Origin of the sequence: Micromonospora sagamiensis (assembly GCF_014680085.1) — a bacterium.
GTDB lineage: Bacteria > Actinomycetota > Actinomycetes > Mycobacteriales > Micromonosporaceae > Micromonospora > Micromonospora inyonensis.
On sequence record NZ_AP023438.1, the window covers coordinates 1539510 to 1565292 of the forward strand.

General features: G+C 72.4%; 27 protein-coding genes. 15 read left to right on the forward strand and 12 right to left on the reverse strand.

Annotation, left to right across the window (positions count from 1 at the left end):
- Positions 1-14: 14 nt before the first annotated feature.
- The gene (locus tag IGA62_RS06430) at positions 15-353 is read right to left on the reverse strand and encodes a hypothetical protein (protein ID WP_145815823.1); all 339 of its coding nucleotides are present in this window, start codon (positions 351-353) and stop codon (positions 15-17) included.
- Positions 353-694, reverse strand: a complete 342-nt coding sequence (locus IGA62_RS06435; RefSeq protein WP_145815822.1) for a DUF6158 family protein — start codon at positions 692-694, stop codon at positions 353-355. Before IGA62_RS06435 ends, IGA62_RS06430 begins: the two co-directional genes overlap by 1 nt.
- A gap of 133 nt (positions 695-827) precedes the next feature.
- On the opposite strand from IGA62_RS06435, the gene IGA62_RS06440 reads away from it, so the two are divergent.
- The 3 genes from IGA62_RS06440 to IGA62_RS06450 all read left to right on the forward strand — a co-directional run bounded on the left by IGA62_RS06440 (position 828) and on the right by IGA62_RS06450 (position 2822).
- Entirely contained in the window at positions 828-1304 is a 477-nt protein-coding gene (locus IGA62_RS06440; RefSeq protein ID WP_145821760.1) for a hypothetical protein, read from the forward strand.
- Between the two features lie 24 nt (positions 1305-1328).
- Positions 1329-1664 carry a DUF3817 domain-containing protein gene (locus IGA62_RS06445; protein WP_145815821.1) on the forward strand — a complete coding sequence of 112 codons (336 nt, stop codon included), beginning with the start codon at positions 1329-1331 and terminating at the stop codon, positions 1662-1664.
- A 186-nt stretch (positions 1665-1850) separates the two neighbouring features.
- The gene (locus tag IGA62_RS06450; protein ID WP_232624902.1) at positions 1851-2822 is read left to right on the forward strand and encodes a C40 family peptidase; all 972 of its coding nucleotides are present in this window, start codon (positions 1851-1853) and stop codon (positions 2820-2822) included.
- A gap of 95 nt (positions 2823-2917) precedes the next feature.
- Here IGA62_RS06450 and IGA62_RS06455 read toward each other — a convergent pair whose 3' ends face one another.
- From IGA62_RS06455 to IGA62_RS06470, 4 genes are all read right to left on the reverse strand, one after another.
- Positions 2918-3907 carry a sigma-70 family RNA polymerase sigma factor gene (locus IGA62_RS06455; protein ID WP_186500186.1) on the reverse strand — a complete coding sequence of 330 codons (990 nt, stop codon included), beginning with the start codon at positions 3905-3907 and terminating at the stop codon, positions 2918-2920.
- 391 nt (positions 3908-4298) lie between these two features.
- The gene (gene murQ, locus IGA62_RS06460; protein ID WP_145815819.1) at positions 4299-5234 is read right to left on the reverse strand and encodes an N-acetylmuramic acid 6-phosphate etherase; all 936 of its coding nucleotides are present in this window, start codon (positions 5232-5234) and stop codon (positions 4299-4301) included.
- A complete protein-coding gene (locus IGA62_RS06465; RefSeq protein ID WP_091450726.1) occupies positions 5231-6127 on the reverse strand; it encodes a MurR/RpiR family transcriptional regulator in 897 nt (298 codons plus the stop codon). The genes murQ and IGA62_RS06465 overlap by 4 nt, the downstream gene beginning before the upstream one ends.
- A gap of 145 nt (positions 6128-6272) precedes the next feature.
- Positions 6273-7280, reverse strand: coding sequence for an NAD-dependent epimerase/dehydratase family protein (locus IGA62_RS06470; protein ID WP_145815818.1), 1008 nt, complete (start codon positions 7278-7280; stop codon positions 6273-6275).
- Between the two features lie 203 nt (positions 7281-7483).
- Here IGA62_RS06470 and IGA62_RS06475 point away from each other — a divergent pair, with 203 nt between their 5' ends.
- Positions 7484-8161, forward strand: coding sequence for an SDR family NAD(P)-dependent oxidoreductase (locus IGA62_RS06475; RefSeq protein ID WP_145815817.1), 678 nt, complete (start codon positions 7484-7486; stop codon positions 8159-8161).
- A 43-nt stretch (positions 8162-8204) separates the two neighbouring features.
- Here IGA62_RS06475 and IGA62_RS06480 read toward each other — a convergent pair whose 3' ends face one another.
- A complete protein-coding gene (locus tag IGA62_RS06480) occupies positions 8205-8930 on the reverse strand; it encodes a dTMP kinase (protein WP_145815816.1) in 726 nt (241 codons plus the stop codon).
- 151 nt (positions 8931-9081) lie between these two features.
- Between IGA62_RS06480 and IGA62_RS06485 the strand changes: the two genes are divergently transcribed.
- The 5 genes from IGA62_RS06485 to IGA62_RS06505 all read left to right on the forward strand — a co-directional run bounded on the left by IGA62_RS06485 (position 9082) and on the right by IGA62_RS06505 (position 11500).
- Positions 9082-9666 (forward strand): nucleotidyltransferase family protein, encoded by a 585-nt coding sequence (locus tag IGA62_RS06485; protein WP_145815815.1) that lies wholly within the window; start codon positions 9082-9084, stop codon positions 9664-9666.
- Complete coding sequence (locus IGA62_RS06490; RefSeq protein ID WP_145815814.1) at positions 9663-9938, forward strand: hypothetical protein; 276 nt, start codon at positions 9663-9665, stop codon at positions 9936-9938. Before IGA62_RS06485 ends, IGA62_RS06490 begins: the two co-directional genes overlap by 4 nt.
- A gap of 10 nt (positions 9939-9948) precedes the next feature.
- On the forward strand, positions 9949-10674 hold the full coding sequence (locus IGA62_RS06495) for a metallophosphoesterase family protein (RefSeq protein WP_145815813.1): 726 nt from the start codon (positions 9949-9951) through the stop codon (positions 10672-10674).
- Positions 10675-10715: 41 nt separating this feature from the next.
- Entirely contained in the window at positions 10716-10859 is a 144-nt protein-coding gene (locus IGA62_RS06500; protein ID WP_186499730.1) for a GPGG-motif small membrane protein, read from the forward strand.
- Between the two features lie 149 nt (positions 10860-11008).
- Positions 11009-11500: a TspO/MBR family protein gene (locus IGA62_RS06505; RefSeq protein ID WP_145815812.1), complete on the forward strand. Its 492-nt coding sequence runs from the start codon at positions 11009-11011 to the stop codon at positions 11498-11500.
- 171 nt (positions 11501-11671) lie between these two features.
- On the opposite strand, the gene IGA62_RS06510 is transcribed toward IGA62_RS06505, so the two are convergent.
- On the reverse strand, positions 11672-12448 hold the full coding sequence (locus IGA62_RS06510) for a M23 family metallopeptidase (protein WP_145815811.1): 777 nt from the start codon (positions 12446-12448) through the stop codon (positions 11672-11674).
- A gap of 258 nt (positions 12449-12706) precedes the next feature.
- On the opposite strand from IGA62_RS06510, the gene IGA62_RS06515 reads away from it, so the two are divergent.
- The 5 genes from IGA62_RS06515 to IGA62_RS06535 all read left to right on the forward strand — a co-directional run bounded on the left by IGA62_RS06515 (position 12707) and on the right by IGA62_RS06535 (position 18971).
- Complete coding sequence (locus IGA62_RS06515; protein ID WP_145815810.1) at positions 12707-14053, forward strand: ABC transporter substrate-binding protein; 1347 nt, start codon at positions 12707-12709, stop codon at positions 14051-14053.
- 73 nt (positions 14054-14126) lie between these two features.
- Positions 14127-15179, forward strand: coding sequence for a carbohydrate ABC transporter permease (locus tag IGA62_RS06520; protein ID WP_145815809.1), 1053 nt, complete (start codon positions 14127-14129; stop codon positions 15177-15179).
- Position 15180: 1 nt separating this feature from the next.
- Positions 15181-16146, forward strand: a complete 966-nt coding sequence (locus IGA62_RS06525) for a carbohydrate ABC transporter permease (RefSeq protein ID WP_145815808.1) — start codon at positions 15181-15183, stop codon at positions 16144-16146.
- Positions 16147-16210: 64 nt separating this feature from the next.
- Positions 16211-17236 (forward strand): LacI family DNA-binding transcriptional regulator, encoded by a 1026-nt coding sequence (locus tag IGA62_RS06530; RefSeq protein ID WP_145815807.1) that lies wholly within the window; start codon positions 16211-16213, stop codon positions 17234-17236.
- 76 nt (positions 17237-17312) lie between these two features.
- Entirely contained in the window at positions 17313-18971 is a 1659-nt protein-coding gene (locus IGA62_RS06535) for a glycoside hydrolase family 13 protein (RefSeq protein WP_145821758.1), read from the forward strand.
- Between the two features lie 124 nt (positions 18972-19095).
- Here IGA62_RS06535 and IGA62_RS06540 read toward each other — a convergent pair whose 3' ends face one another.
- From IGA62_RS06540 to xylA, 4 genes are read right to left on the reverse strand one after another with little or no spacing between them, the layout of a single operon-like run.
- A complete protein-coding gene (locus tag IGA62_RS06540) occupies positions 19096-20499 on the reverse strand; it encodes an MFS transporter (RefSeq protein ID WP_145815806.1) in 1404 nt (467 codons plus the stop codon).
- Positions 20500-20552: 53 nt separating this feature from the next.
- Positions 20553-21716 (reverse strand): DUF5925 domain-containing protein, encoded by a 1164-nt coding sequence (locus IGA62_RS06545; protein ID WP_145815805.1) that lies wholly within the window; start codon positions 21714-21716, stop codon positions 20553-20555.
- 40 nt (positions 21717-21756) lie between these two features.
- A complete protein-coding gene (gene xylB, locus IGA62_RS06550) occupies positions 21757-23184 on the reverse strand; it encodes a xylulokinase (RefSeq protein WP_145815804.1) in 1428 nt (475 codons plus the stop codon).
- Positions 23185-23195: 11 nt separating this feature from the next.
- Positions 23196-24383 carry a xylose isomerase gene (gene xylA / locus IGA62_RS06555; RefSeq protein ID WP_145815803.1) on the reverse strand — a complete coding sequence of 396 codons (1188 nt, stop codon included), beginning with the start codon at positions 24381-24383 and terminating at the stop codon, positions 23196-23198.
- 78 nt (positions 24384-24461) lie between these two features.
- Between xylA and IGA62_RS06560 the strand changes: the two genes are divergently transcribed.
- A complete protein-coding gene (locus tag IGA62_RS06560) occupies positions 24462-25700 on the forward strand; it encodes an ROK family transcriptional regulator (protein ID WP_190289261.1) in 1239 nt (412 codons plus the stop codon).
- Positions 25701-25783 lie beyond the last annotated feature (83 nt).

Sequence of the window (25783 nt, forward strand, 5' to 3'; positions counted from 1 at the left end):
ACGTGCCGACGGGGTCAGCCGGCGGTCAGGTTCTCGGCCACCTCGCGGGCGAGGTTGGCCAGGGTCTGGTCGGCCAGCGCGTCGGTGTCCTGGTCCCCGGACCCACCGGTCAGGTCGAGCCGGACCCGGGCACCACCGGCGTCCGCCGGCTCGACCTGGATCTCGGCCGACCATCCCGGGGTGGAGCTGCTGCTCCACCGGGCACGTAGCCCGTCCGGCTCGACCTGCGGTTGCTCGGCGCCGTCGGTGCGCAGCGGCTCCGGCAGCCACGCCGTGGCCCGGTCGGGGTCCGTGGCGGTGCTGAAGACCACCTCGGGCGGGGCGGACATGCCCCGTTCGACACGTGTCGTCATCAGGCGTCCCGCAGCCGGCTCGGGTCGACCTCGCGGCCGGGGTGACGCGCCAGGTACTCCGTCTCCAGTTCGGCGGTACGCCGCAGATGGGTGGCGAGCGCGGAGTCCGCCGCGTGCCGCAGGGTGTCCAGTCGGGTGCGGTGCAGACTGTGCATCTCGCGGATCAGGTCCTCGTCACCCAGTTCGGCGGGATCGACCCCGAGCAGCTCGGCGTCGGGGCCCGCGTCGGTGGCGGCCATGTCGTGCAGGTGGTCGCCGTCCCACTCCGGAAGCCGCTGCTCCGGGCTGGCGTCGGCCGCGGCGCGCGGCGGGAACCCGTCCTGTCGTACCGATCCGGTCATCGTCGCCCCCCTGATCTCGTTTGGGCTGGCATCTAGACGGATGCCCACACCGGAGGGCACCAAACCACCCACCCCGGCGCGGGACTACGACGTCGCGTCGGAGACGCCGGGTCGGCCCGGTACCCTCGGTGCCATGAAGCGGCTCTGGACACCGGCGTGGATTCTCCGCCACGTGGCCATGGTCGTGCTGGTCGTCGGGTTCTGCGCGCTGGGCTGGTGGCAGATCAGCCGGGCCGCCGCCGGTAACACGCTGAGCTGGGCGTACGCGGTGGAGTGGCCGATCTTCGCAGCCTTCGTGGTCTTCGTGTGGTGGCGGGAGGTCCGGCACACCCTGCGCGGGGAACCGGCCCCGGACGACCCACCCGCGGGGACGCCCCCGTCGGACCGGCCGGTGGTCCCGCTGGCGACGATCCCGGGTACCGGCGCGGCGGCAGCCGCCGCGCCGCCGTCCGGGACGCCCGGCACCCCGGTGGTACGCCGCCCGGTGCGGGTCGTACGGGCGACCGTCCCGGCCGGTGACGGTGAGGACGCCGACCTGACCGAGTACAACCGCTACCTGACATGGTTGAACGCCAACCCGGGCGCGCGACCCGGTGACTACCCCGGCTGAGCCGGGGCGGAAGGACAGAAGACCGTGGGCGCAGCCCTTACCCGGTACCGCGTGATCGCCTGGATCGTGGGCGTGGTGCTGATCCTGCTCGTGGTGATCGGAATGCCGCTGAAGTACGGCTTCGACGACCCGATCGTGGTCGAGACGATCGGTCCGGCGCACGGCTTCCTCTACATGGTCTACCTGGCCGCCGCGTTCGACCTGGCCCGTCGGGCGGACTGGTCGCTGAAGCGGATGGCGCTGGTGATGCTCGCCGGCACCGTGCCGTTCGTCTCCTTCTACGCCGAGCGGCGGGTCAGCCGCTGGGTGACCGCCGCCCCGCGCACCCCGCAGCCGGCCGACCTCCCCCTCGCGCGGTAGCACCCTCCTTGCGCGGTAGCAGGGGTCGGCGGACGGCTCCGGCCGGTACGTGGGTGTGCCGCCCCTGCCGTGGCGCGGGGAACCGGTTAGGTTGGGACGCCGGCCGGGGTGATCGTCCACGGACGGACCCCGGGCCGACACCGCCGGACGTCCGGCGGCCCGTCCCGGGAGAGGAGTCCGCCACTCGTGTCGTCGTCGCTTCGGATCCTGCTGCGCTCACTGGTGATCGGTGGTTTGATCGCCGTCCTGCTCGCCCCGGCCTCGGTGGTGCGGGCGGAGCCGACACCGGCCGAGTTGACCCGACGGATCGACCGCGTCTCGACCGAGCTGGAACGGGTGGTCGAGTCCTGGAACAAGCTCAACGAGGACATCAAGGCCAACCGGGCGGCGGTGGCGAAGCTGACAGCCCGGATCGGGCCGTTGGAGCGGCAGGTGGCACAGGGCCGCTCCGACGTGGACCGGTACGCGGTGACCGCGTACAAGACCGGCGGGCTGGGCACCGCCGAGGTGCTGCTGCGCACCGGTGACCGGTCCGCCCTGCTCACCCGGCTGGGCACCCTCGACCAGGTCACCCGACGCCGGGAGCAGCAGGTCGCCGGCCTCGGCGCGGACCGCCGCAAGCTGGTCGACGCCAGGACGAAGCTGGAGGCCACCCTGGCCCGGCAGGCCGCCCAGTCGCGGGAGCTGGCCGCCGGGAAGAAGCGGATCGAGCGTGACCTGAGCCGCCTCTACGAGCTACGCCGGCAGGCGTACGGGGCGGCCACGGAGAAGCCCACCCGCCCGGCCACCCGTCCGAAGTCGCCGGCCGTCTCCGGCCGGGCCGGCACCGCCGTCCGCTACGCCTACGGCGCGCTCGGCAAGCCGTACCGGTGGGGTGCCGAGGGCCCGGACGGGTACGACTGTTCCGGGCTGACCCTGGCCGCGTGGCGGGCGGCCGGGAAGTCGCTGCCGCACAACGCGGCGATGCAGTGGAAAGCCACCGCTCGGGTCGGCCGCGCCGACCTGCGCCCCGGTGACCTCGTCTTCTACCGAGCGCTCGGGCACGTGGCGCTCTACGTCGGGGGCGGGAAGGTGATCCACGCCCCGACCTTCGGCCGCAACGTCGAGATCCGGGACGTCGACCTGATGTCCCCGTACGGATACGGCCGGGTGCGCTGAGCGTCCCGCCCCGGTACGCCGTACGGCCGGCGTCCGCCTTCCGGACGCCGGCCGTACGCCGTCGTTGCGTTGCCCGCCGCTCGGGCGGTCGGGGGTCAGGCCGCCCGCAGCCCCTCCGCCCGGGCCAGCTCACGCAGCCGGCCGAGCGCCTGGATCTCCAGCTGCCGGATCCGCTCCCGGGAGAGCGAGAAGCGCGACGCGACCTCGGTGAGTGAGTGCTCCCGCCCGTCCTCCAGGCCGTACCGGGCCCGCATGATGCCGGCGGACCGGTCGTCGAGGTGGTTGAGCAGGCCCTCGATGCGCTGCCGCTCCAGGCCGGTGAGGACGATCTCCTCCGGCGAGGGGGCGTCGCTGTCGGCCACCAGGTCACCCAGGTTGGTGTCGCCGTCGTCGCCGACCGGGGTGTCCAACGAGACGGTGTCCTGCGACCAACGGATCAGCTCGTTGACCCGCTCGACGGTGACGCCGAGCGCGTTCGCGACCTGCTCCGGCTCCGGGTCGCCACCCAGCTCACGGGTGAGCTGACGGGCCACGTTGCGCATCCGGTTGACGTCCTCGACCAGGTGCACCGGCAGCCGTACGGTGCGCTCCTGCTGGGCGATCGCCCGGCTGATCGCCTGACGGATCCACCAGGTCGCGTAGGTCGAGAACTTGTAGCCCCGCTCGTAGTCGAACTTCTCGACCGCGCGGACCAGACCGGTGTTGCCCTCCTGGATCAGGTCCAGCATGGGCATCCCGGAGCGGACGTAGCGGCGGGCGATCGACACGACCAGCCGCAGGTTCGCCCGGATGAACAGGTCCTTGGCCCGCTCTCCCTCGACGACCAGCCGCTCCAGCTCGTCCCGGTCGACGCCCTCGGGGACCAGGTCCTCGCCGAGCAGGTGCTCGGCGTAGAGGCCCGCCTCGATCGCCTTGGAGAGTTCGACCTCCCGGGCGGCGTCCAGCAGCGGCGTCCGGGAGATCTCGTGAAGGTAGACACCGACCAGGTCGCGCTCCTCGGCAACCTCGTCGGTTCGCATGCCGATGTTCTTGTCCACGTTGCCCACGGTCCCCTCGCTCGCGCCGGTTGCCCGGTTCCTTGCCATCCCCACGTCCATCAGCCCTCCCCCGTAATCTCCGCTGTGCCCACCGGTGCTGACACCTACACAACAGATGGGACGCGTCGGGGATTCCATGTCATGAGTCGAAACTGTCACGAATGCCTGAGTGCTAGCTGAAAGCACGGTTGGCGTTTGCTGTCAGCACCCCCGCCGGATGGTCGTCGGCGGGCACGGTGCGGGGCGGCGCGGCGGTCGGGCGCTCCCCTGTCATGGCACCATCGGGTACCCGTCCCGCACAGCGACGCACGTCACCGCCGAGCTGCGATTCCGGTCACTGTGACAGACGCACGGGCGGAGCGGTCGGTTCATCCACACCCGGATGAATACCCCGGCCCCGGGTGAAGTATCCGCCCGCCCCGTCCTGGGGCGGGCGGCCTCAGGTGGCGAGCAGGGCGACCGCGCCGCGTACCTGGTCGCCCGAGCGGGCGAGCGCGGCCCGCGCCTTCGTCACGTCGGCACCGGAGACCAGGGAGACCAGGGCGGTCTTCAGGTCGCCGTCGGCCGCGTTCAGCGCCTGCTGGCAGAGTTCCTCGCTGCACCCGGTCGCCTCGACCAGGATCGTGATCATCCGGCCCCGGAGCTTGGCGTTGGTGGCCACCACGTCGATCATGAGGTTCGAGTAGACCCGGCCGAGACGGACCATGACGGCGGTGGAGAAGGCGTTGAGCACCAGCTTCTGCGCCGTGCCCGCCTTCATCCGGGTCGAGCCGGTCACCACCTCGGGGCCGGTGTCGACCCCGATGAAGACGTCCACGTCCCGGGCGGCGTCGGCATCCGGATTGGCGCAGAGCAGCACCGTCGCGGCCTGCCGGGCCCGGGACGCGGCCAACGCCCCGAGAACGTACGGCGTGCGTCCGCTGGCGGCCAGGCCGACCACGACGTCACCGGCGGCCACGCACTCGGTCGCCTCGGCGGACCCGAGCCGGTGGTTGTCCTCGGCGTCCTCGACCGCCTGCCACATCGCGTCCTGCCCGCCGGCGAGGTGGGCGCAGAACCAGTGCCGCGGGGAGTTGAAGGTGGGGATGAGCTCGACCGCGTCGAGGACGCCGAGTCGACCGGAGGTGCCCGCACCGAAGTAGTGCACCCGCCGTCCCGTCCGCAGCGCCGTCACGGCGAGGTCGACGGCAGCGGCGATCTCGTCGAGCACCCCGGCCACGGCCGCCGGCACCCGCCGGTCCGCCTCGTTGATGACCGTGAGCATGTCCCGGGTGGACATCAGGTCGAGGTCGGCGCTGAGCGGATTACGCCGTTCGGTCGGCGCACCCACCCGGACCACCGGACGGACCTCGGACGGCACCTGGTCGGTGGTCATGCCTTCCTCCGGGTGGAGCCGACCCGGTGGGACTTGACGGCGTCGGCGGTGACCTCCAGGGCCTTCCGGGCCCGGGCACGGTTGCGGGCGGCGACCCCGACGAAGAGGCAGTCGACCACGGTGAGCTGGGCGAGGCGGCTGGCCATCGCCCCGGAGCGGTACGTCGTCTCACGGGCCGCCGTGGTGAGGACGAAGTCCGCGTCCTCGGTGATCGGCGACCGGGGGTAGTTGGTCAGGGCGACGGTGAGGGCACCCTGGGCGCGCGCCTGTTCCAGCACCTCGATCACGTCGGAGGTCGTCCCGGTGTGGGAGATGCCCACCGCCACGTCACCCCGGCCGAGCAGGGCGGCCGAGGTGAGCGCGGTGTGCACGTCGGGGAAGTAGAAGGCGGTGCGACCGATCCGGTGCAGCTTCTGCTGGAAGTCCGAGGCGACGAATCCGCTGGCCCCGGCACCGTAGATGTCGATCCGGCCGGCGTGGGAGATCGCCTCCACCACCTGCTCGCACACGGCCGGGTCGAGTTGCTCGGCCGTCTCCTCGACGGCGCGGGCGTCGTTGAACGCGATGGTGGCGATGATCTGGGCGAGGTCGGCTCCGGGCGGGATGTCACCCCCGACGACCCGTGCGTCCAGTGGCTCGACCCGGCGTGCCGCCTCGGCGGCGAGTCGGATCCGCAGCTGCGGGTAACCGTTCATGCCGACCGAGCGGCAGAACCGGATCACCGTCGCCTCCGACGTCTCGGCGGCGGTGGCGAGGTCGGTGATGGTCCGGCGCGCGGCGTCGGCCGGGTCGGCGACGACCAGGCGGGCGACCCGCTGCTCGGCCGGCGAGAGCGAGGGCAGCAGGCCGCTGATGTGGACGATCAGGCCACCGGGCTCGTGGCTCTGGCCCACGGAACCGCCCGGCCCGCTTCTCGCTGAGCCACCAGGCTCGTTCCTCGCGGAAATCTTCGGACTCTTCGCCACGGATGAAACTTACTTTCATCAGGCGTAGGCGTCAACCACGATCCGGCTTATCGGGAAAACTCGTTCCGAGTGGTCACCGCCGACCGCCAGCGTGCCATTCCCGCAGAACGGCCGCCTCGTCCGCCGGGTCGAGTCCACCCTGCCGGACGGCCCCGGGCTCGGCGTCCATCCAGGCCAGGGTCCTCCGGGCACTCTCCGCCACCGGACGGGTGACCAGTCCGGCCGCGAGTGCGGGACGGGCGTCCCGGGCGAGGAAGCCGACCCACTCCGTGCCGGGCACCCACAACGGGAGCGACCGCTCCCCCGACCAGGGACGGATGTCCCGGGCCTGGAGGAAGTCGGCATCCACCCAGGTCAACTGCGGCTCGGGCGAGCCGACACCGGCCGCGATCCCGCGCAGCACCTCCGCCCGGGGCACCGCCGCGCCGATGCCGTCGTACGTTCCGGTCAGCCCGGACCCGGCCCCGTGCAGGAGCCAGGCGGCCAGGTCGTCGACGTCGACGTACTGCACCGGGTCGTCCGGTGCGCCGGGGGCGAGCACCTCGCCGCCCGCGGTGAGCCGCCGCACCCAGTACGGGAACCGGTCGCTCGGGTCCTCCGGCCCGATGATCAGGCCGGCCCGGCAGACGAAGAGCCGCTCCACCGCCTCGGCGTACGCCCGCTCGATGCTGACCTTGCATTCGCCGTACCACTGGTGGTCCGGGCCGGGGCCGGTCACGCCGGCTGGGGCGGGTGGCAGCAGCGGGGTGTCCGCGACGCCTCCGCCCGGGGTCGCGAAGCCGGCGTAGACGGAGATGCTGGAGACGAAGGACCAGTGGTCGACCCGGTCGGCGAGCGCGGCGAGGGTGTGGTGGGCCTGGTCCAGCCAGCGGGTCACGTCGATCGCCGCGTCGAACCGCTCGCCGTCGAGCGGAGCGAGCCCGGCGGGGTCGGACCGGTCCGCCGCCACGAAGCGCGCGCCCGGTACCGGCGCACCGGAGGTGCCCCGGGCGACGCAGGTGACGTCGTGCCCCTGCGCGAGGGCGAGCCGTGCCACCGCCCGGCCGAGGAACTGGGTACCACCGAGGATGAGGAGTCGCATGGCGACGATGCTGCGCCCGGGTGGACCGGACCGCCAGGCCGGTTAGCCCTGGGCAGAAGGGTTACGCCCTGGGCGCAACCCCGGCCCGCGCGCCCTCGCGGGGCCGGCGCCGCCGCCTGCGGGGCCGAACGCCACGCCCGTGTCCCCACCGACGGCGCGGGCGGCCACCGACGCCGGCCGTGCGGAACCGCTAGCGTGTCCGCATGGTGGAGCGGAGCGTACTGGTCACGGGTGGCACGGGCGGGCTGGGTGGCGCGGTGACCGCCGCCTTCGCGGCAGCGGGCTGGCGGGTGGTGGTGGCCGACCTGCGTCCGGCCGAGGACGACGGGTCGCTCGCCGTCGCCGCCGACCTCACCGACCCGGCCGGAGCGGCCCGCGCGGTGGAGGTGGCCGCGGGCGAGCCGGCGGCCCCGCTGCGCGCGGTGGTCAACCTCGTCGGTGGGTACGCCAGCGGCGGGCTGGTGCACGAGACGCCGATCGAGGAGTTCGACCGGATGCTCACCCTGAACCTGCGCCCGACGTACCTGGTCACCCGGGCGGCGCTGCCCCGGCTGACGGCGGCCGGGGGCGGCGCGGTGGTCTGCGTGTCGGCACGGGCCGCGCTCGCGCCCTTCCCCGGGGTGGCCGGCTACGTGACCGCCAAGGCGGCGGTGCTGGCGTTCGCCAACGCGGTCGCGGTGGAGTACCGCGCGAGCGGGGTGCGCTGCAACACCGTCCTGCCGAGCGTGATCGACACTCCGGCAAACCGGGCCGCCCAGCCCGACGCCGACCACAGCCGGTGGGTCGCCCCGGCGGAGATCGCCCCGGTGGTGCGCTTCCTGGCCAGCGACGAGTCCGCGCCGACCAGCGGCGCGGCCGTCCCGGTGCACGGCCGCGCCTGACCGCTCCGCCGGGCGGTCAGGCGACGGACACCCGCGGGCCCGGTCACGGGTGGGCGGGGGCCGCCAGCGGGGTGAGCAGGGGCGTCCGGGTCACCGGCGACCCGGTCGCCGGGAGCCAGGCCGCCAGGTGGTCGCGGATCTGCCGGGTCACCTCGTCCGGGGTCCGGTTGGCGTCGATCACCACGAACGTCGGGAACTCCGGCAGTGACCGGTACGCCGCGTCGGCCGCCCGGAGGTAGTCGATCGGTTCGTGGTCGGTGCCGCGCCGTTCGATCCGCAGGTACGCCTCCCTTGGATCGACCGTGAGCAGGAAGGTGACCTGCGGCGACGGAAAGAGGCGGTAGGCCAGTCGGGCCAGCCGCTCGCCGCGCCGGCCGTCGTGGGCGCGGATGCTGGCGTACTGGCAGACGGCGTACCGGTCCATCACCGCCGTCCGGCCGGTGAGCAGGGTGCCGAGCAGCGCCCGCGCGATGGCGAGCCACCGCAGCACCGACTCGACGGCGAGCATGCCACGGTTGCCGAGCAGTCCCTGGGCGTCCCGACGACCGAGCCGCTGGGCGAGCCGGCCGAGCCAGGCGCGTCCGCCCGCGTTGCGGTGGTAGGTGGCCGGCAGCCCGGCCACGGTGAGGGCGTCGGCGAGCCGGTGCGCCTGGGTCGTCTTGCCCGAGCCGTCGATGCCGATCAGAGCGACGGCGCGCAGCCGGGCCCTGCCGCGCCGCGCCCGCAGTGATCTGGCCACCCTCCCGAGGATATCCGATCGGCGCTTCATAAGTAGACAGACTACTGTCAGAGCATGACGATACGGACTTAGATCGCATTTTGTGCAGGCTCCGCCCCGGTGACAGGTGTGGCCGATCGGAATGCCGGGTACGCAACTTCACTGCGAGCACCTGTTCCGCCCACCGACCAGGGAGACTTCGATGGCACAAAACGGGGACGCCAGTCTGTTGCACACCCTCAAGCGGGTCGCCGCTGTGCTGAAGCAGTCCGACATCCCCTTCGCCCTGGGCGGCAGCTTCGCCGTCTACGCGCACGGCGGACACTCCAGCGAACACGACGTGGACTTCCTGATCCGTCACCAGGACGTCGAGCCGGCCCTCGAGGCCCTGGTGGCCGACGGCTTCACCGCCGAGCGCCCACCGGAGGACTGGCTGGTCAAGGTCTACGACGACGGGCGGATGGTGGACCTGATCCACCGGCCGATCGAGACCCCGGTGACCGAGGAGACCTTCGCCGACACCGTGGTGCGGCCGGTGGACGCGATCCACATGCCGGTGCTCTCAGCCACCCAGCTCATGGTGCACAAGCTGCTCAGCTTCTCCCAGCACTACTGCGACTTCGCCCGTGGTCTCCCCCTGGCCCGTTCGCTGCGGGAGCAGATCGACTGGGAACGGGTACGGAAGGAGACCCAGCACTCCCCGTACGCCGAGGCGTTCCTGGTGCTGCTGGACCGACTCGACGTGGTGCCGTACTCCGGCGCCCCGGAAGGAAGGGAGCAACCGTGACCGACCATCTCAGCGCCGCCACCGGACCGCCCGACGAGTACGTGGAGGCCGAGATCCAGCGGCTGCTGACCGAGGACCCCGCCGTCGCCGAACAGGGCATCACCGTGGTCCGGCGGGAGCACGGGCTGGTGCTCTACGGCGAGGTCGAGAGTCCGCACCGGCGGGAGGAGATCATGCGTCGGGTGAGCGACCGCTTCCCCGACGTCCCGGTCACCAGCGACATCGGGGTCACCCGCGCCCAGGCCCCGACGGAAGTCGAGGAACTGCCGTGAGGGGGACCGCATCATGATCCGGATCGCCGCCGTCGGCGACGTTCACCTCGACGAGGACGTGGTGGGCCGCTTCCGGCCGGCCCTTGAGGAACTGCCCGAACACGCCGACGCGCTGCTGCTCGCCGGCGACCTGACCCGGCACGGCACGGAGAACGAGGCGCGCTGCGTGGCCGAGGAGTTCGGCGGGCTCGGCATACCGGTGATCACCGTGCTCGGCAACCACGACCACCAGTGCGACCAGGTGCCGCAGGTGGTGAAGGTCCTGGAGGACGCGGGCATCACCGTGCTGGAGGGCGACGGCGTGGTGCTGGACTGTGGCGGGCGTCGGCTCGGGGTGGCCGGCGTGAAGGGCTTCGGCGGCGGATTCGCCGGACGCTGCGCCAGCGACTTCGGCGAGCCGGAGATGAAGGCGTTCGTCCGGACCACCACCGACAGCGCCGACCGGCTGGGCGCGGCGCTGCGCGGCCTGGACTGTGACGTCCTCGTGGCGCTGACGCACTACGCCCCGGTGCCGGACACCCTCGCCGGCGAACCCCTGGAGATCTACCCGTTCCTCGGCTCGTACCAGCTCGGTCAGGCGATCGACTCGGCACCCACCGCGCTGGCCCTGCACGGGCACGCGCACGCCGGCAGCGAGCGCGGCACCACGCCCGGCGGGGTCCGGGTCCGGAACGTCGCGCACCCCGTGATCAAACAGGCCTACAGCATCTTCCACCTGGGCAACCACACCGACTGAGCACAGGTTTCCCGAATCCGGCCGTCGGGTACTCAGCAACCATGGAGCTGATTCTCTGGATTCTCGCAGTCGTACTGGTGGTCGCCGGCATCATGGCGCTGTTCCGCCGGCAGATCCTGTGGGGCGTCGTCCTCATCGTAGTGGGCCTGCTGGTCGGCCCGGGCGGGGTCAGCCTCTTCAGTTGACGTCCGTCTTCCGTATCCCGTGGACCCGCCGGGGTCGTCGTACCGGAATCTCCGTCCTCCCGACAGGAGCCCCGGTACGACGGCCCCGGCGCTTCGTGTCGGCGGTCCTTCGGGTTTGCCGGACGCCCGGCGCGGGGACCTCTCCGGTCATGACGACGACGCACAGCGCGGGGCGGACGCACGGAGCGCGGAGCTGGTGGGCTCTTGTCGGTTTCGCCGCCGCCGTGGTCGTCGCCGCGGGGATCGGCGTGCTGGGTGTGTCGGACACGTCCGGCGAGTACGCGAACCTGCGCCAGCCCGCCTGGGCACCCCCGTCGTGGCTGTTCGGCCCGGTCTGGTCCCTGCTCTACGCCATGATCGCCGTCGCCGGTTGGCTGGTGTGGCGGCGGGTCGGTTTCGGCCCCGCGCTCGCGGCCTGGACGGCGCAACTGGTGCTCAACGCGGCCTGGACCCCGATCTTCTTCGGCGCGGGCCGCTACGGGCTGGCCTTCGCCGACATCGTCGCGCTCTGGCTGCTGACCGGCCTCACGGTCGTCCTCTTCCGGCGGGTGTCCCGCCCGGCCACCCTGCTGATGCTCCCCTACTGGGCCTGGGTCACCTTCGCCGCGTGCCTGAACGGCGCCATCTGGCAGCTGAACTGAGCTGAACCGCGCGGCGCGGGGTGGTGGGTAGGTGGGTGGGTGGGTGGGTAGGTAGGTGGGTGGGTGGGTAGGTAGGTGGGTGGGTAGGTAGGTAGCAGGGGTCCCCTGTTACCGCTTTTTGCGTTGCAGGGGTCCCCTGCTACCACCAAACCTCACACCCGCCGGGCGTGGTCAGCAGCGCGGCACGTTCGGGATGAAGCCGTCGTAGCCGGTGTGGACGTAGGCGTCGGCGATGTACCGGCCGGAGCCGATCCGGTCCCAGATGCTGCTGGTGCCGTAGGTGCCGGTGACGCTGGTGCCGGTGGTCTGGCAGTAGATCGTGACGCGGGTGCCGTCGGCGACGGTGCCCACGGCGGTGTAGCCCGTACCGGGGCCGGAGCGGACGGTCAGCGCGGTGCCGCTGGTGTTCACGGTGCCGGAGCCGGCGCCGCTGGAGCAGCCGTTGTCGCTGGTGTAGGTCTTGGTGCCCCAGTACAGCGCGAGCGCACCGTTGAACCGGATCTGGATGTCGTTGCCGTTGAGGCGCTGCTCGTAGTGCAGGTGCGGGCCGGTCGACCCGCCGGTGCTGCCGACGTAGCCGATCACCCGTCCGTAGCCCACGCTCTGTCCCACGGAGACGTTGAAGCCGTTGAGGTGGGCGTAGTAGGTGGTGTACCCGTTGCCGTGGTTGATCCGCACGTACTTGCCGTAGCTGGTGCCGCCGAGGTCGGTCACCCGGTCCACTGTGCCGGGGGCGCTGGCCACCACCGGGTCGCCGAGGTCGTCGGTGCGGTTGAAGTCGATCGAGTACGCCGGGCTGTGGTTGGTGCGGGTCTGACCTGACCATGCCTGTCCGCACTTGAAGGGCACCTTGAAGGTGGGAGCGGCCATGGCCGGGGCGGCCGGAACCACGACCGACGCGGCCAGCAGGCCGGCCGCCGCCGCAAGAGTGAGCAAGCGCTTACGCATCCGGATTCTCCTATGTCGAAAGCTTTCCATTGCTGGATGACAGGGTGGCAGAAAACTCCAGCCGTCGAAAGGGATCGATCAAAGGTTCTTCCGCTGGTAGGGGGCGCGGCACGGATAGGTCTCGGGGTTTCCAGATTGTTACTTGCTCGTGTCCGGCAGGGGCTAGACCGACGCGGATGCAAGCGCTTACATGTGAGGACGCCCAATCGGATCGGCGAGGTCACCCGACGACCGCGCCGCCTAGTGAAGGAGGACGGCATGGCGGTCTCTGCCAGACCACGCCAGGCCATCGCGATCATCGGTGCGCTCGGACTGGCGCTCGCCGCCACCGCCTGCGGCAGCGACGACGACAGCAGCGGCAACAACGCCAACTCGGCGGAGTGCTCGGCATACGAGAAGTACAAGGGCAACGACGGCAAGAAGGTCTCGATCTACGCGTCGATCCGTGACGCCGAGGCCGACCTGCTCGAGCAGTCCTGGAAGCAGTTCGTGGACTGCACCGGCATCGAGATCGACTACGAGGGCAGCGGCGAGTTCGAGGCGCAGCTCCAGGTGCGCGTCGACGGCGGCAACGCCCCCGACATCGCCTTCGTCCCGCAGCCCGGCCTGCTGGCCCGGTTCGCCCAGGCGGGCAAGCTCAAGGCCGCCTCGGCCGACACCAAGGCGATGGCCGAGCAGAACTACTCGGCCGACTGGCTGAAGTACAGCACCGTCGACGGCAAGTTCTACGGCGCCCCGCTCGGCTCGAACGTCAAGTCGTTCGTCTGGTACTCCCCCAAGACCTTCAAGGAGAAGGGCTGGGAGGTTCCGCAGACCTGGGACCAGCTCATCTCGCTGAGCGACAAGATCGCGGCGGACGGCACCAAGCCGTGGTGCGTCGGCATCGAGTCCGGTGACGCGACCGGCTGGCCGGCCACCGACTGGATCGAAGACCTCATGCTGCGTACGCAGACCCCCGAGGTCTACGACCAGTGGACCACCCACGGCATCCCGTTCAACGACCCGAAGGTCGCCGAGGCGCTCAACCGCGCCGGCACCATCCTGAAGAACGAGAAGTACGTCAACGGCGGCTTCGGCGGCGTGAAGAGCATCGCCACCACCTCCTTCCAGGAGGCCGGCACGCCGATCCTGCAGAACAAGTGCGCCCTGCACCGCCAGGCGTCCTTCTACGCCAACCAGTGGCCGGAGGGCACCAAGGTGGCCGAGGACGGCGACGTCTTCGCGTTCTACTTCCCGGCCATCGACGAGTCCAAGGGCAAGCCGGTCCTCGGCGGTGGCGAGTTCACGGTCGCCTTCGCCGACCGCCCGGAGGTCCAGGCGGTGCAGACGTACCTCGCCTCCGGTGAGTACGCCAACGCCCGCGCCAAGCTCGGCAACTGGGTCTCGGCGAACAACAAGCTCGACACGGCCAACGTGGCCAACCCGATCGACAAGCTCTCCGTCCAGATTCTCCAGGACAAGGGGACGGTCTTCCGGTTCGACGGCTCCGACCTGATGCCCGGCGCCGTCGGTGCGGGCACCTTCTGGAAGGGCATGATCGACTGGATCAACGGCAAGGACACCGCCACGGTGCTCTCCACCATCGAGAGCAGCTGGCCCAAGTAAGTCGCCCGGGGGTCCGGTCCGCCCAGTGCGGGCCGGACCCCTGGCGCCGGGCCGCGATTCCCTGGGAGTGCGGATGAACTTCGACTTCGCCGACGAGTCACCGAAGCTCGTCATGTTGCTGTACGGCCTGGTGGCCTTCGTCGTGGTGGTGGGCGGTCTGCTCCTGCTGCTGGACGCGGTGCCGGCCTGGTTCGCCCGTCGTCGGGAGGCCCAGCTGGTCGCCGCGGCGGCCAACGGCGCGCCGCTGTCCCGGCGACGCGCCAAACCGCGGGAGGGCGTCTTCGCGCTCTTCTTCCTGATGCCCGCCGTGCTGCTGCTCGTCATCGGGCTGGTCGTGCCGGCGGTTCGCACCACGGTCCTGTCGTTCATGGACGGCGGCAGCGACAAGTGGGTGGGGCTGCGCAACTACGGGTGGCTCTTCACCCAGGACGACATCCTGCGCGTGATCATCAACACCATGGTCTGGGTGCTCCTGGTGCCGCTGGTCGCGACCATCATCGGCCTGCTCTACGCGGTCATGGTCGACAAGGCGCGGCTGGAGGCGCTCGCCAAGTCGCTGATCTTCATGCCGATGGCGATCTCCTTCGTCGGCGCCAGCATCATCTGGAAGTTCGTCTACGCCTACCGGGGCGAGGAGCAGGATCAGATCGGCCTGCTCAACCACATCGTGGTGAGCCTGGGCGGCGAACCGAAGCAGTGGCTGCTCGAATCGCCGCTGAACACGCTCCTGCTGATCGTGATCATGGTGTGGATCCAGGCCGGCTTCGCGATGGTCGTGCTCTCCGCGGCGATCAAGGCCATCCCCGCCGAGATCGTCGAGGCGGCCCGACTGGACGGCGTCAACCCGTGGCAGATGTTCTGGCAGGTGACCCTGCCCAGCATCCGGCCGGCGCTGATCGTGGTCGTGGTGACCATCTCGATCGCCACGCTGAAGGTCTTCGACATCGTCCGGACCAGCACCAACGGCAACTACGACACCAGCGTGGTCGCCAACGAGATGTACAACCAGGCGTTCCGGTACGGCCAGAACGGGCAGGGCGCCGCGCTGGCGGTCTTCCTCTTCGTCCTGGTGATCCCGATCGTGATCTACCAGATCCGCAACTTGCGGCAGCAGCGGGAGGGCTGAGATGACCACCACCACTCCCCCGGTCGCCGCCGGCACGCAGGCCGGTGCCCGGTCGACGACCGCCGCCGCACGGGTACGCAAGCGGCTGAGCAGCCGGACCGCGACGCTGGTCTCGATCGTCATCGCGGTGGTCTGGACCATCCCCACCTTCGGGCTGTTCATCTCGTCCCTCCGTCCGGAGGACGAGATCAAGAGCACCGGCTGGTGGACGTTCTTCACCGACCCGCAGGTCACCCTGGAGAACTACCAGCAGGTCCTCTTCGGGCGGTCGTCCTCCTCCGGCCAGTTGGCGAGCTACTTCATCAACTCGCTGGTGATCACGCTGCCCTCGGTGCTCTTCCCGCTGGCCTTCGCGGCGCTCGCCGCGTACGCCCTGGCCTGGATCAACTTCCGGGGTCGGGACTGGGTCTACATCGCCATCTTCGCGTTGCAGATCGTGCCGCTCCAGATGGCCCTGGTGCCGCTGCTGAGCTTCTTCTCCAACGGGGTCAGCCTCGGCGGCGTCACGCTGATGCCGGCGTGGGACCTCGCCGACGAGCAGAAGTTCGTGCAGGTCTGGTTCGCGCACACCTGCTTCGCGCTGCCGCTGGCGGTGTTCCTGCTGCACAACTTCATCTCGCAGCTGCCGAAGGACCTGATGGAGGCGGCGCGGGTCGACGGTGCGACCCACCCCAAGATCTTCCGCACCGTCGTACTGCCGCTGATCACCCCGGCGCTGGCGGCCTTCGGCATCTTCCAGTTCCTCTGGGTCTGGAACGACCTGCTCGTCGCGCTGATCTTCGCCGGTGGCGGCGACGAGACGGCGCCACTCACCGTCCGGCTGGCCGAGATGGCCGGCACCCGGGGCAACGAGTGGCAACGGCTCACCGCCGGCGCGTTCGTCTCGATCGTCGTACCGCTGATCGTGTTCCTGTCCCTGCAGCGCTACTTCGTGCGGGGCCTGCTCGCGGGTAGCGTCAAGGGCTGACCCCGACGTCGGCCGCCGTCCGTATCCAAAGGACGGCGGCCGACGTGGGCGGATCGGGGAAACCGTGACCAGGATTGATGACGTTGCCCGGCTCGCGGGGGTCTCCACGGCCACCGTCTCCCGGGCGCTGCGCGGGCTTCCCACGGTCTCGGCGGCGACCCGACGACGGGTGCTCGCCGCCGCGGAGCAACTCGACTACGCCGTCTCACCGAGCGCCTCCCGCCTGGCCGGGGGCCGCACCGGGACGGTCGCCGTGGTCGTCCCCCGGATCACCCGGTGGTTCTTCGGCACCGTGGTCGAGGCGGTCGAGGCGGTCCTCCACTCCGCCGGGTACGACCTGCTCCTCTACAACCTCGGGGGCCGGGCGCAGGCGCGACAACGGGTGCTGCGGACCGCCAACCTGCACAAGCGGGCCGACGCGGTCCTGCTGGTCGCCACCCCGCTGCGGTCCGCCGACCTGACCGCGCTCACCGAACTCGACCTGCCCGGCGTCATCGTCAGCTCCGGCACCGTCGTCCCCGGCTGGCCGTGCGTACGGATCGACGACGTGGCCGCCGCCGGGTCCGCCACGAGACACCTGCTCGACCTCGGCCACCGGCGGATCGCGCACCTCTCCGGCGATCCGGAGGACGAGTTGGCGTTCACCACCCACATCGACCGGCGGCGCGGCTACCAGGAGGCGCTGCGGTCGGCCGGGGTGCAGCCGGACCCGCGCCTGGACGTGGAGTCCCACTTCACCATCGACGGCGGCCACCAGGCCACGGTCGAGCTGCTGCGCCGGGGCGACGCGCCGACGGCGATCTTCGCCGCCTGCGACGAGATGGCGATGGGCGCGATCGCCGCGCTGCGCGAGGCCGGGCTGCGGGTACCGCAGGACGTCAGCGTGATCGGCGTCGACGACCACGACCTCTCCGTCGCGCTGGGACTCAGCACGGTGGCGCAGCCCGCCACCGAACAGGGCCGGCTCGCCGCCCGGATGGTGCTCGACCCGCTCGTCGGCACCGCCGGGACCAGTCCGCCCGCCTCGTCGGTGATTCTCCCCACTCGCCTGGTGGTGCGTGATTCCACCGCCCCTCCGAGGGCACACTGAACGGATCGACCGCCCCGGCCGGGCAGCGTGGCGACGGCCGGTGGGAACCGTCCGGCTCGAGACTCGGGAGAAGGCCCTGAACACCCACCACGAACCGCAGGAATCCCCCGGTGGCCCGGCTGCCGGCTGGTGGACCGAAGCCGTCATCTACCAGATCTACCCGCGTTCCTTCGCCGACTCCGACGGCGACGGCATCGGTGACCTGCCGGGCATCACCGCCCGGCTCGGGCACCTCGCCGACCTCGGGGTAGACGCGGTCTGGCTGTCCCCGTTCTACCCGTCGCCGCAGGCCGACGCCGGCTACGACGTGGCCGACTACCGGGACGTCGAGCCACTGTTCGGCACGCTCGCCGACGCGGACCGGCTGATCGCCGACGCGCACGCCCGGGGCATCAGGGTGATCGTCGACCTGGTCCCCAACCACACGTCGTCGGCGCACGCCTGGTTCCGGTCGGCGCTCGCCGCCGGGCCGGGCAGCCCGGAACGGCAGCGGTACGTCTTCCGCGACGGCCGCGGCCCGGACGGCACGGAACCGCCGAACGACTGGCAGAGCACCTTCGGCGGACCGGCCTGGACCCGGGTCGACGACGGGCAGTGGTACCTCCACCTGTTCGACACCGCCCAGCCCGACCTGAACTGGGACAACCCAGACGTCCGGGCGGAGTTCCTGGACGTGCTGCGGTTCTGGCTCGACCGGGGCGTCGACGGCTTCCGGGTCGACGTCGCGCACGGGCTGATCAAGCAGGCCGACCTGGCTGACTGGCAGGAGCCGCAGGAGATCCTCTCCTCCGGCCAGGAGGTCGACAAGCCCCGCCCGCCGATGTGGGACCAGGAGGGGGTGCACGACATCTACCGGGAGTGGCGTCGGCTGCTCGACGGCTACGACGGCGAGCGGATCCTGGTCGCCGAGGCGTGGGTGGAACCGGCCGAACGGCTGGCCCGCTACGTCCGCCCCGACGAGATGCACCAGGCGTTCAACTTCGAGTACCTGCTCGCCTCCTGGACCGCGCCGGCCCAGTACGCGGTGATCACCCGCTCGCTGGAGGCCACCGACGCGGTCGGCGCGCCGACCACCTGGGTGCTGTCCAACCACGACGTGGTCCGGCACGCCTCCCGGCTCGGCCTGCCGATCGGCACCCCGCGTCCCAACGGCATCGGGGTGGACGACCCGCAGCCGGACGCCGCGCTCGGCCTGCGCCGGGCCCGGGCGGCGACCCTGCTGATGCTCGCCCTGCCCGGCTCGGCCTACCTCTACCAGGGTGAGGAGCTGGGGCTGCCGGAGCACACCTCGCTCCCCGACGAGGTGCGCCAGGACCCGACCTGGAAGCGCAGTGGGCACACCGAGCGGGGCCGGGACGGCTGCCGGGTGCCGATCCCGTGGGAGGCCGACGCCCCGTCGTACGGCTTCGGACCGACCGACGCGAGCTGGCTGCCGCAGCCGCCCCTCTGGTCCGAGTACGCGTTGGACCGGCAGCGCGGGGTGCCCGGCTCGACGTACGAGCTGTACCGCACGGCGCTGCGACTGCGCCGGGAGCACGGGCTCGGCCGGGGCACGTTGCGCTGGCTCGCCGCCGGCGACGAGGTGCTGCACTTCGGCAACGGTGCGGTGGGCGTGCTGACCAACTTCGGCGCGGCGGCGGTGCCGCTGCCGGACGGCGCCGAGCCGCTGCACGCCAGCGGTCCCCTCGACGACGGCCTGGTGCCGACCGACGTCACCGTCTGGTACCGCGTCTGAGGTGGTAGGAGGGGTCCCCTGTTACCGCTTTTTGCCCTGCAGGGGGCCCCTGCTACCGCGCGACGGTTGCAGGGGGCCCCTCCTACCGCGCGACGGTTGCAGGGGGCCCCTGCTACCACCCGGGTCAGAGGCGTTCGGCGCGGGTGTGCAGGAGGGTGTGCACGTTGTCGATGTCCCGGGGTGAGGTCCGGGAGGCGAGCCAGTACATGATCCCGGTCGGGATGAAGAAGAGCTGGAACGCGGCCAGCCCGACGGCGAAGTTCAGCGGCGGCGGGAACGCTCCCCGCAGGGCGTGGATGGCCACCCCGACCAGCCCGTTCCCGGCCGCCCGGCCGATCCCGTTGACCAGGTTGCCGAGGCTGTAGACGGTGCCCCGGTGCTCCGGCGGGTTGACGTCGGCGATCAGCGCGAACCAGTTCGGTGAGTTCGCCGAGGTCAGCGCGAGCGCCAGCACGGCGGCGAGCAGGCTCAGCCCGACGGTCGGTTCGGTGAGGACACTGGCGAGCACCGCGCCGATCACCGCGCCGGCACCCGCGCCGTCCGGCACGTCGATCCGGAGCGGCACGAAGAAGAGCACCAGGTAGAACGGCACGGCGGCGAGGATGCCGATCGCGGCGACCAGGGCCCGGCCGCGCGGGGTACGCCGTTGCAGCGCGTCGCCGGCCAGCCCACCGACGATGGAGAAGACCCCACCGAGCTGGAACAGGGTGGCGAAGACGCTGCCCACCACGATCGCGGTGGCCGGCGAGTACCCCTGGTCCTCGGCCCGTTCGGTGAAGAGCACCGGCAGCCAGACCAGCGAACCGAAGGCGGCCTGGGCGGTGAGTCCCTGGAGGACCAGCCAGCGGTTGGTCCGCCGGTCCAGGATCCGGGGCAGGTCGGCGCGGCTGATCCGGTAGTCGTACTCGGCACCGTGGGCGAGCGCGCCGGCCAGTTCCGGTTCGCTCTGTCCACGCCGCACGTCGTAGGTGAACAGGTAGGCCGCCGTGGCGGCCAGGCCGACCAGGCTGAGCAGCAGGAACGGCCGTCGCCAGTCCGCCGCGCCGAGGATGCCGCCGACCAGGGTGCCGGCGAGCGTGCCGATGCCCTGGGAGAGACCCCAGAAACTCATCACCAGGCCCCGGCGGCGAGGCGAGATCAGGTCGGTGACCACCGAGAAGCCGACCGAGCCGACCGCACCGAGCCCGACCGCCGCGACCAGCTGCGCCGACAGGAAGACCGGGTAGCCGGGGGCGAACGCGCTGCCGGCCGTGCCGGCCGCCCAGAGCAGCGTGCCGGCCATGAGCAGCGGCTTGCGGTTGGTCCGGTCGCCGACGTACGCCCAGCCGACCGCGGCCACCGCGCTGACCAGGAAGCTCACTGCGGTGACCAGGCCGACCAGGCGCTGGGGCACGTCCAGCGAGTCGGCGATCGGGCCGTACAGCGGGGGAACCAGTCCGATGGCGACGTTGTCCAGCGAGGCGAGGAGCACGAAGACGACGACGCTGTAGAGCCGGTGTGCCCGCGTACCGCCGCTGGTGGTGGTCATGTCGGGCACTGAACCAGGGCCAGATAACGACCGGGTGACGACGCGCGGACGCCTCAGAGGTATCCGCCCGGATCGTGCCGGTCGGTCGGCGGGGTGGGGGCTCCGGCGCGCAACGCGTACAACTCGGCGAGGGTGGCCCCGCCCGACGGCACCGCCGTGATCGCGCCGGCCGGCATCCCGGTAGCACCGAGCCAGCCGGTCGCCTCCGGGTACGACAGCGGGCCCACCTCGATCCGGGCCAGGCACCGGCCGGGACGGGTGACCGCCGGATGCAGCCGGGACAGGTCCTCGTTGGTGGTGATCGCGACCAGCACGTCCCGCCCCTGGCCGAGCAGCCCGTCGGTGAGGTTGAGCAGCCGGGACAGGGCCTGGCCGGAGGTCTGCCGGGCCTCACCCCGGATCAGCTCGTCGCAGTCCTCGACGATCAGCAGTCGCCAGCGGGGGCCGCCGTCCGGTTCGTCCTCGTTGCCCACCGCCACCTCGGAGAGGTACCCGGCATCGGCGAAGAGGACGTCCGGGTCGAGGACGCAGTCGACCTGGCACCACTGCCGCCAGGCGTGCGCGAGGGCGCGCAGCGCGGTGGTCTTGCCGGTGCCGGGCGCGCCGTGCAGAAGCACCAGCCGACCGACCACGCTCTCCGGGGTGACGGCCATCAGCAGGTCGAACTCGCGCTGGGCGGTTGCGGTGTAGTTGCCCCGGATGGTGGCCCACTCGGGGGTGGCGATGGTACGTACGTCCCGCTGCGCGCCCCGGCGCGGGTTCTGGTGCCAGAACCCGATCCGGCCCACTCCGGCGTCGTCGGGGACGGTCGCCCCGGCCACGATCCGGTCCAGCGCGGCCTGGCCGATCTCGCCGCTGACGGCGGTGACGGTCACCTCCGCGCCGTAGCCCTTCCAGGCGACCACCCGGGCGGTCCAGCCGTCGCCGCCGAGCAGCTGGGAGCGTTGCCGGGCCTCGATGGCGGTGCGCAGCAGCCGCCCGTCGGCGGGGACGAGCTCCACGTCGGGACGGGCCCGGGGCAGTCGGACGGTGTGCGACCAGGGATGCCGGCCGGTGATGAAGTCGGCGAGTGCCAGCGCGTCGATGACGTCACACGGACTGTCGGTGTCGTCGTGGCGCAGGACGGACTGGAGCGCCGCGACAGGTTCCACCGTCGGCGGGGGCGCGGGCGGGTGGGTCAGGTCGAGCGGCGGGGTGGGGAGGTCGAGCGACGACATCTGTCGATAATCGCCACCCGGGCCTCCCCCGTACAGTCGATTACCCGTCAGCGAGGCGCGCGAGATGGTGTTCCCGCGCCTCGGCGTAGCGCTGGCGGATCTCCGGGACCGGGTCGGCGGCGTACTCCCCGGTCTCGCCGACCGACCACTGTGGGGCCGCCGCGCCCCCGAGGGCGACCCAGGCGGCCTGGCGCGCCGCGCCGTCGGCGACGTACTCGCCGGGTGGCGGCACGAGGACCGGGCAGCCGAAGACCTGCGGCGCGATCCGGCGGACGGCCGCCGACCGCGCGCCCCCGCCGACCAGGACGACCCGGTCGACCCGGGCGCCCTGGGCGAGCAGGGCGTCGAGCCCGTCGGCGAGCGCGCAGAGCATCCCTTCGACGGCGGCGCGGGCCAGGTGCGCGGGGGTGGAGGTGCGCAGGGTGAGCCCGTGCACCGCCCCGCTGGCGTCCGGCCGGTTCGGGGTCCGCTCCCCCTCCAGGTACGGCACCAGGACCAGCCCGTCCGCCCCGGGCGGGGCGGAGAGCGCCAGGTCGGTCAGTCCGGCCAGATCCACCCGGAGCAGCGCGGCGGCGGCGTCGAGCACCCGGGCGGCGTTGAGCGTGCAGACCAGGGGCAGGTAGCGGCCGGTGGCGTCGGCGAAGCCGGCGACGGTGCCGGTGGCGTCGGCGGCCGGGGTGTCGGCGACGCTGAACACGGTGCCGGAGGTGCCGATGGAGACGACCACGTCGCCGGGGCGGGCCCCGACGCCGAGCGCGGCGGCGGCGTTGTCTCCCGCACCGGGCCCGAGCAGCGCGCCCCCGGGCAGTGCGCCGAGGGTGCCGGCGGATTCGGCGGGACCGAGCACCACGGGCAGCTGCGGACGCCGGCCGAGGGCCTGTTCCAGCAGGTCGGGCCGGTACTGTCCGGTGGCCGGCGACCAGTAGCCGGTGCCGCTGGCGTCGCTGCGGTCGGTCCGCAGGGCGGCCGGGTCACCACTGCCACCGAGGCGCCAGGTGAGCCAGTCGTGCGGCAGGCAGACCGCCGCCACCCGGTCGGCGTGGGCCGGCTCGTGCCGGGCCAGCCAGCGCAGCTTGGCCACGGTCAGGCTGGCCACCGGCACGGTGCCGACCGCGTCGGCCCAGAACCGCCGGCCGGTCTCCCCCGGGCCCGCCTCGGCGACCAGGTCGGCGGCGGCCCCGGCCGAGCGGGTGTCGTTCCAGAGCAGCGCCGGCCGGACCACCCGGCCGGTGTCGTCCAGGCAGACCATGCCGTGCTGCTGCCCGGCGACCGAGACGGCGGCCACGTCGCCCAGCCCGCCGGCGGTGCCGATGGCCGCGGTGAGGGCCTGCCACCAGGCTTCCGGGTCGACCTCGGTGCCGTCCGGGTGCCCGGCGCGCGCCTGCCGGACCAGCGCGCCGGTCTCCGCGTCCCGGACGACGAGTTTGCAGGACTGCGTCGAGGAGTCGACGCCCGCGACGAGCGGCATCGGCGGCCTCCTCAGCGCGCGCCGAGCAGGTGCTCGACGGCGAGCTGGTTGAGCCGGACGAAGCCGAAGCCCTTCGCGGCCACCGCGTCGACGTCCAGGTCCTCGAAGGCGGAGCGGTCGGCGAGCAGGTCGGTGACGCTCTCGCCGGGGGCGAGGGTGGGCTCGGCCAATTCGGCGACCCGGCTGGCGGCGAGCGCCCCGGCCACCTCCGGGTCGGCCCGGAAGGCCGCCGCCCGCTCCTTGAGCAGCAGGTACGTCCGCATGTTCGCCTCCGCCGACGCCCACACCCCGGTGACGTCCTCGGTGCGGGAGGGCTTGTAGTCGAAGTGGCGGGGACCGTCGTAGCCGGGGGCACCGGTGACGCCGCCGTGTTCGAGGAGGTCGACCAGGGCGAAGGCGTTGAGCAGGTCGCCGTGGCCGAAGACGAGGTCCTGGTCGTACTTGACGCCGCGCTGGCCGTTGAGGTCGATGTGGAACAGCTTGCCCTGCCAGAGCGCCTGGGCGATGCCGTGGACGAAGTTCAGCCCGGCCATCTGCTCGTGCCCGACCTCGGGGTTGAGGCCGACCAGGTCGGGGTGGGCCAGGGTGGAGATGAACGCCAGCGCGTGCCCGACGGTGGGGAGCAGGATGTCGCCGCGCGGCTCGTTCGGCTTGGGTTCGAGGGCGAAGCGCAGGTCGTAGCCGGAGTCGACGACGTACTGGGTGAGCAGGTCGACGGCCTCCCGGTAGCGGTCCAGCGCGGCCCGGACGTCCTTGGCGACGTCGTACTCGCCGCCCTCGCGGCCACCCCACATGACGAAGGTCTTGGCCCCCAGCTCGGCGGCGAGGTCGACGTTGCGCAGCACCTTGCGCAACGCGTAACGCCGGACCTGGCGGTCGTTGCTGGTGAAGCCGCCGTCCTTGAACACCGGGTGGGTGAAGAGGTTGGTGGTGACCATCGGCACCGCCAGACCGGTGTCGGCCAGGGCCTTGCGGAACCGGGCGAGGTGCCGGTCGCGGGTGGCGGCGTCCGCGCCGAACGGCACGACGTCGTCGTCGTGGAAGGTGATCCCGTACGCGCCGAGGTCGGCCAGCCGGTGCACCGCCTCGACCGGGTCCAGCTCGGGCCGGGTGGCGTCGCCGAACGGGTCGCGGCCCTGCCAGCCGACCGTCCAGAGGCCGAAGGAGAACTTGTCGGCGGGGGTGGGACGGGGCGCCATGGCGGACCTCCGGGGTGGGGACGGGGACATTTGTTCAGCGGTTGAATTATTTGATCGCGGTGTGGCACTGTCAAGGCCGTGAGCACCCCCGCCGACACCGCGCCGGCCGGGGCGGTCCGCCAGGCCAGCCTCCGCGAGATCAACCTCGCCCTGCTGCTCGGACGGATCGCCGTCGCGCCCCGGCCACCGTCCCGCGCCGAACTGGCCGCCGCGACCGGGCTCACCCGGGCGACCGTCTCCGCCGTCGTCGACGACCTGATCGGCGGCGGGCTGGTCACCGAGGTCGAGCCGACGCCGCGCGGCGGGGCGGGCCGCCCCGCCCGGGGCCTGCTGCTCGCCGGGCACGGTCCCGCCGGCCTCGGCCTGGAGATCAACGTCGACTACCTGGCGGTCTGCGTGCTCGACCTGACCGGCGCGGTCCGCCACCGCGCCGTGCACCGGGCCGACCTGCGCCCGGTCTCCCCCGCCGAGACGCTCGCCCTGGCCGCCGGACTGGCCCGGCAGGCCCGGGCCGACGCGCACGGGCAGGGCCTCACCCTGGCCGGTGCGGCGCTCGCCGTACCCGGCCTGGTGGACGCCGACGGCGTGGTCCGGCTGGCGCCGAACCTGGGCTGGCGGGAGGTGGACGTGCCGGCGCTGCTCGCCGCCCATCCACCACTGACCGAGGCGGTCCCCGGCCTGCCCACCCTGGTGGTGGAGAACGAGGCCAACCTGGCCGCCCTGGGCGAACTGCACACCGGCGACCCGGGGACCACCACCTTCCTCTACGTCTCCGGCGAGGTGGGCATCGGCGCGGGCATCGTGCTGGACGGCACCCTCTACCGGGGGGTCCGCGGGTTCAGCGGCGAGATCGGCCACCTCCCGGTCCATCCGGAGGGCCACCCCTGCCGGTGCGGTGGGCGGGGCTGCCTGGAGACGTACGCCGGTCAGGAGGCGATCCTCACCGCCGCCGGCCTGACCGGGGCGGACGTGGCCGGCGACGCCGTACGGCTGGCCCGGCTCGCCGCCGGGGGCGACCCGGCGACCCTCGCCGCGCTGGCCGGGGCGGGGACGGCGCTCGGCGTGGCGGTGGCCGGGGTGGTGAACCTGCTCGACCTGGACACCGTGGTCCTCGGCGGCACCTACGCCCCGCTCGCCCGCTGGCTGGTCCCCCCGGTGACCGCCGAGGTCTCCCGGCGGGTGCTCGCCGCCGCCTGGTCCCCGGTCACCGTCCGCCCGGCGGTGCTCGGCGGCGACGCCGCCGCGGTGGGCGCGGCGGGATCGGTGGTACGCCGGATCATCGCCCGGCCCACCGCCTGGCTCACCCGTGCCGGCTGACGCCGCGTCGGCGGATGGGCGATCGGCCACCGCGCTCGGTACGCTTGCCGTCGAGCAACTTTCCGGACGCAAGGAGTTCCTCC